This is a genomic window from uncultured Phascolarctobacterium sp., from assembly GCF_937920985.1.
Classification (GTDB): Bacteria; Bacillota; Negativicutes; order Acidaminococcales; family Acidaminococcaceae; genus Phascolarctobacterium_A.
Genome location: NZ_CALDXR010000031.1, coordinates 1 through 6,293 on the forward strand (window position 1 = coordinate 1; position 6,293 = coordinate 6,293).

General features: G+C 45.0%; 5 protein-coding genes. All 5 read left to right on the forward strand.

From position 1 onward, the window contains the following. The first annotated feature begins 325 nt into the window (after nt 1-325). The 5 genes from Q0612_RS05445 (at nt 326) to Q0612_RS05465 (ending at nt 6,095) form a co-directional block, all read left to right on the forward strand. Nucleotides 326-697, forward strand: coding sequence for a PD-(D/E)XK nuclease domain-containing protein (locus tag Q0612_RS05445; RefSeq protein WP_298881799.1), 372 nt, complete (start codon nt 326-328; stop codon nt 695-697). Continuing rightward, on the forward strand, nt 694-1,575 hold the full coding sequence (locus Q0612_RS05450) for a LysR family transcriptional regulator (protein ID WP_298881802.1): 882 nt from the start codon (nt 694-696) through the stop codon (nt 1,573-1,575). The genes Q0612_RS05445 and Q0612_RS05450 overlap by 4 nt, the downstream gene beginning before the upstream one ends. Nucleotides 1,576-1,907: 332 nt before the next feature. Continuing rightward, complete coding sequence (nhaC, locus tag Q0612_RS05455) at nt 1,908-3,359, forward strand: Na+/H+ antiporter NhaC (protein ID WP_298881805.1); 1,452 nt, start codon at nt 1,908-1,910, stop codon at nt 3,357-3,359. A gap of 45 nt (nt 3,360-3,404) precedes the next feature. Continuing rightward, nucleotides 3,405-4,565 (forward strand): beta-aspartyl-peptidase, encoded by a 1,161-nt coding sequence (iadA, locus tag Q0612_RS05460; RefSeq protein ID WP_298881808.1) that lies wholly within the window; start codon nt 3,405-3,407, stop codon nt 4,563-4,565. Nucleotides 4,566-5,141: 576 nt separating this feature from the next. Beyond that, nucleotides 5,142-6,095 carry a malate dehydrogenase gene (locus tag Q0612_RS05465; protein WP_235320358.1) on the forward strand — a complete coding sequence of 318 codons (954 nt, stop codon included), beginning with the start codon at nt 5,142-5,144 and terminating at the stop codon, nt 6,093-6,095. The last annotated feature ends 198 nt before the right edge of the window (nt 6,096-6,293 follow it).

The following is a 6,293-nucleotide window of genomic DNA, read 5'->3' on the forward strand; positions in this document are numbered from 1 at the left end:
ACACGGAAATCTACGCTTGGGGAGAGCGTGTAAGACATATAGGCCACGGCCTATATGCAGTGCTCATGGAACCAAGAATCCCCTGCCTTTAGGCATGGGGAGTGTCAAATGGCGGTGCGAATGAAACTCGATTTGTACAGGATGTAGTAGGAGTAATGAAATGGGTGGATGGCGATGTTAATCTTCCTAAAACTATATCTGATGCATATTTTAGTCCGATAAGACTGCTTGGTTTACAATCAAGGCAGTCAGCTGCTTACAAGGGAATTATGGCATTAATTTAAAAAAATCAGAGTAAAGATTTTATATCTGGTCAAGATATGGATTGAGCAATACTATCAGCCTTTTTGATATAAAATGGCAAGCGAAGGATAGGGAAAATAGCTATCACTTGTTTTTGGCAGGCTTGCTCATCGGCAATGCTGAGTGGCTGGTGCGTTCTAATAGGGAAGCAGGAGATGGCTTTGCTGATATAATAGTAGAAACCGATGATCCTGATGCCGGACTTGTTATTGAGCTGAAGAGCGTTAGCGGAATTACGGAGCTGGACAGCGCGTGCGTGAGAGCTTTGCAGCAGATACATGAGCGCCATTATGACGACTATTTGCGTGATGAGGGGCGCGAGGATATTTGGGTGTATGGCATTGCCTTTTATAAGAAAAGGTGCAGAGTTATGGCAGAGAGGGTAGAAGGATGAATATACAAGTTTACCAGTCTTTTTTAACTGTTGTACAGTGCCGCAGCTTTACGCAGGCGGCGAAGTATCTGAATTTTTCGCAGCCGACAATCAGCAATCATATAACTGCCCTGGAGGAGGAGTACGGCGTTATTCTTTTCACTAGAGATGGTAAGAACGTTTATCTGACACAGGCGGGCAAAAACTTTGTGCCGATAGCGCAGCAGCTGCTGAACGACTATCAGATGAGCCAGGAGTCTATGCGCCAGTTTCAAAAAAACAAGTATAGCTTGAAGATTGGCGTTTCTACGCAGGCTATCAACATCTATATGCTACCGGTGCTTTTGCAGATTAAAAAGGAATTCCCGGAGCTGGATATAGAGGTCAACCGTTGTATGACTGTCGAATCAACACTAGAAGATGCTTTTGTGAAGAAGCTTTACGACTTTGTCTTTGTGCATATTGACGTGCAGCCTCTATACACGAAGCGCGTACAGCTTTGGAACCAGCCAATGGTGTTTGTTACATCTAGAGAGCTGTATGATGCTATGCAGCAGAATGATGACATTTACGAGTATCCGTTTATCGCTTATCCGGAAACCGAGGTATATTACAAGCATTTGAAGAGCAGGGTGGAATTTTCCCGCCTGAAGAACTTTTTAACCTTTAGCGATTCGGAATCAGTGCTGCACGCTGTGAAGCAAAATCTTGGCGTTGCTTTGACGCCGAGGATTAAGGTGGAACGTGATTTGCTGGAAGGTAATTTGGTAGAGTTTCCGGCAAGCTATTCAGGGAATATGCCAATTTCTGTCTTGTATGATTACGAATTTAATTTTACTTTGCCGAGCAAGCGCTTTTTGGAGTTGCTGCGTGCTTCCAGAGAACGAATAAGAGATTGATTAAGCATCATAAGAATATCTTATCGAAGTTTGGAGATTACACAAAGAAACTTATGGAAAAACATTTGAAGAGCATTGATGAAATTCAGGTCAATGTTCTTTTTTTTTGCAAAAAATAAAGAGATAATAGGCAAATGTACTTTATATACAGGGTGAATTATGTATCTGACGAGGGGAATAGTGAATATTTTCCTTTTGTATACAAGAAAAACTCTAATAAGTGTTTCTTTACTGAACTATTGTAAAAACAATTAGATAGTGATAAAATTTTTTGTGGGTTGTGCAACGTAAATCAAAAGAACGGCTGTGAAGCTAGCAGAAAAGAGGTTATTATGTCGAAGAATATGCAAAAAAATGAAGAAACAAAGGCTAGACGAATGCCTACCTTTGTGGAGTCGATTACTCCTATTATTGCGATGATGGTTATTCTGACTGTGGGCAAGGGCTATTTGGGCTATGCAACAGAGCCGCTGTTGCTTTTGGTGGCTGCGATTGCTGCTATTATCGCTTTCCGCGTGGGCGTTACCTGGGATGAGATGATGGACGAAATCTGTCAAAAGATTGCTAAGGGCATGCCGGCAATTCTGATTTTGACCTGTGTTGGTGCGCTTGTTGGCACCTGGATGGCTGCAGGCACTATTCCTATGATGATTTATTATGGCGTGCAGATTGTCAGCCCGACATTTATGTTAGTGACGGCGTTCCTGATTACAGCAGTTGTCTCTATTGTAACAGGCACTTCCTGGGGTTCTGTTGCTACGATGGGCGTAGCACTAATGGGCATTGCCAGCACGATTGGCGTAAGCCTGCCTGCTACAGCCGGTGCTGTTATCGCAGGCTCCTATTTTGGTGATAAAATTTCTCCGCTGTCTGATACAACGAACCTTGCACCTGTTGCAGCAGGTTCCAAGCTGTATGAGCACATTGGTCATATGTTCTGGACGACCATTCCGGCAACAATTATTTCTTTGGTGGTTTATGCCTTCGTTGGCTTCCAGAATAGCGGCAGCAATGATGTTTCCTCAGAGGCTGTTAATACGATGTTAACTCAACTCGAGTCCATGTATAATTTTAATATTCTGCTGTTACTGCCGGTTATTTTGATTCTGGCAGGCTCTATTTTGAAAAAACCGACGTTGCCGGTAATGATGGGTTCCACCGTACTGGCTGGCATCGAAGCACTGCTGTTCCAGACCATCAGTCTGAAGGATTTGCTGCAGGCTACTGTTAAAGGCTTCAAAATCACGATGATTGCTCATCCTGGTTTCGATCCGGCGACTGCTGTGCCGCAGATTGTGAAGCTGCTGAACCGTGGCGGTATGGCAGAGATTATGGGTACGACTCTGCTGGTATTCTGTGCGTTCTGCTTTGCCGGCATTATGAGTAAGGCTGGCTGTCTGGAGGTTGTGCTGCAAAAAATTCTGGGCTTTGCAAAATCTACTGGTGATTTGATTGCTTCCACTGTTGCGTCCTCCCTGACGATGGCTTTATGCACAGGTAACTCTTATCTGGCTATTCTGATTCCTGGCGAAATGTTCCGTGATGCTTATAAGGCAAGAGGTCTGGCGGCGAAGAACCTTTCGCGTACTCTGGAGGATGCCGGTACGGTGTTCGTACCGTTGATTCCTTGGTCTGCTGCCGGCGCTTATATGGCTGCTTGCACTGGCGTAGATACTTTGGAATATGCTCCGTGGGCTATTTTGTGCTACACTGGCTTTATAATTGCTATTTTCTACGGCTATACCGGCATTGGTATTACCAAGCTGGAGGATGAGAAGAAATAAGCCGTCGAGCTAAAATAACGTTTTGTGAAAGGTAAAGGGAAGAATTTGATTAAGCTGATAAAAAATGCAGAGGTTTTTGCGCCTAAGTATTTAGGTAAAAAAGATGTTTTGGTTATTGCCGATAAGATTGTACGTATTGAGGATCATATCGATGGCTATGACAATGTGCCAGAGGTAGAGACTTTTGATTTTAGCGGCAAAAAGCTGTTGCCCGGTTATATTGACATCCACATGCATATCACCGGTGGCGGTGGCGAGCAAGGGCCTGCTTCTCGCGTTCCGGAGGCAATGCTCAGCCAGATTACTAGCTGCGGTATTACGACTGTAGTTGGTCTTTTGGGTACAGATGGCATCACTAGAAGCGTAGAGAATCTGGTAGCTAAGGCACGCGCTTTGACGGAGGAGGGCATTACGGCGTACTGCCTGACCGGCGCGTATGGCATTCCTTCTACTACTATTACCGGCTCTGTGGAAAAGGACATTATGATGGTGCCGCCGATTATTGGCACGAAGATTGCTGTTTCTGATCATCGCAGCTCTAATCCGCAGGGACCTGAGCTGATTGCAGTCGCTTCTGCCACTCGTCGTGGCGGTCTGCTGGCAAATGTTGCCGGTCTGGTAACGATGCATATGGGTTCCGGCGTGGGCAAGCTTGATCCCTTGTTCTACGCACTGGATCATTCCGATATTCCTGCAAAAAATTTCCTGCCTACGCATATGCTGCGCACGCAGGAGCTTATGGAGGAAGGCGTTAAGCTGGTACGCCGTGGCGGTTATTTTGATATGACGGCTGGCAGTACTGATGAGGATATGGAAATTGGCGCAGAGAAAATTATGGAGCTTCTTAGCTGGGAAGGCATGAGCACTGAGCATCTGACGCTGAGCAGTGATGCGTTTGGCTCTCAGCCAAAATTTAATGAGCAGGGTGAGTGCATTGGCTTGACCTACTGTTCTCCGAAATATCTGCATCTGACGATCAAGAGCCTCGTGCACAGAGGTCTGCCTTTGGAAGAAGCAATTAAGCTTTTGACCTCCACTCCGGCAGAGCTGCTTGGCAAGGCTGGCGTTAAGGGCTGCGTAGCAGAGGGCGCTGATGCTGATTTGCTGGTATTAGATGAGAATCTTGATATTGACAGCCTGTTTGCTAAAGGTCAGACAGCAATCTTAAATAAAGAAATTACTCTCAAGGGCCGTTTTGAATATTAATATTACTATAACTAAATAGCCCCTACAAAATTTAAGGATTCCGCAGTTCACCTTATGCAGGTGGTCCGGCGGAATCCATTTTTATTGCTTATTTTGCCGGATTTTAGCAGTTTTTTGCTGCGCCCTACCCAAATTTACGTGTTTGAGTGGGGTGCTTTTAATTTTTTTACGCTAGAATATAGCCAAGAGATGAGCTGGTTGGGACGCAGCCGGTTGGAAGTGGAGGGATAGATGTGAAAAAGAAATAGTGCAATACACAGCATGACAGGGATGTAAACGCCGCTAGGAATATTCTGAGCAAAGCCTTAGAAATGCAGAAATCAGCATAAGCTAAAGAATAAAATACCGTGGGACACACGAAAATCTACGCTTGGGGAGAGCGTGTAAGACATATAGGCCACGGCCTATATGCAGTGCTCATGTAACCAAGAATCCCCTGCCTTTAGGCATGGGGAGTGTCAATATAAATTAATTCCAAAATTTGCTATACAAGTGCATTAATATTTGTTATAATATCATTAGTTAAAGGACAGATATACTGATGTGTATCTGTAGTATAAAAGGAGGAATTTTTAAATGAAAGTAACAGTTGTAGGCGCAGGTAATGTAGGAGCAACAGCAGCAAATGTAATTGCCAGCGCAGGTTATGCTAGCGAAGTAGTTCTGCTCGATATCAAAGAGGGCGTTTCCGAAGGTAAGGCTATGGATATGATGCAGACTGCACAGATCCTGAACTTCAACACTACTATTACCGGTGTTACCAACGACTATGCAGCTACTGCAGGTTCCAAGGTTGTTGTTATCACTTCCGGTATTCCTCGTAAGCCTGGTATGAGCCGTGAGGATCTGATCGGTGTTAACGCTGGTATCGTTGGCAGCGTTATTGAGCAGGCTGTAAAGTATTCTCCAGATGCTATCTTCATCGTAATCTCCAACCCAATGGATGCTATGACCTATTTGGCACTGAAGAATTCCGGTCTGCCTAAGAACCACGTAATCGGCATGGGCGGTATGCTTGACAGCTCCCGTTTCCGTTATTTCCTGTCCAAGGCTCTCCAGAAGGCTGGCTATCCAGCAACTCCTACCGACATTGAGGGCATGGTAATCGGTGGTCATAGCGACAAGACCATGGTTCCTCTCGGATCCATTGCTACTTACAAGGGTATTCCTGTATCTCACCTCCTCAGCGAGGCAGAGCTTGAGGATGCTATTGCACAGACCAAGGTTGGCGGTGCTACCCTGACTAAGCTGCTGGGCACTTCCGCTTGGTACGCTCCTGGTGCTGCTGCAGGCGAGCTGGTTAAGTCCATCATTACTGATGGTAAGAAGCTCATTCCTTGCTGCGTATATCTCGAGGGCGAGTATGGCGAGGATGACCTCTGCATCGGTGTTCCTGTAATCCTGGGCGCTGACGGCGTTGAGAAGATCGTTGAGCTGAAGCTGGATGGCGTAGAGAAGGATCGTTTTGCTGAGTCCGTAGCTGCTGCACGTAACACTCAGAACAACCTGGGCGACGCTCTGAAGAAGTAATTAACATTGCTTCACAAATTCAATATAGCAAGCTAGCATAACTAAAGACCTGCGGAGAAATCTGCAGGTCTTTTTTTCTGTCTACATCGACATATGTTAAAAATAATTTAGCAAAATTTCAGTAATGATTAATAATATTTATAAAAGTATTAAATTCTTTTTAGGCATTATAAAGGCCATATTAGGAGGGGGTAGGAG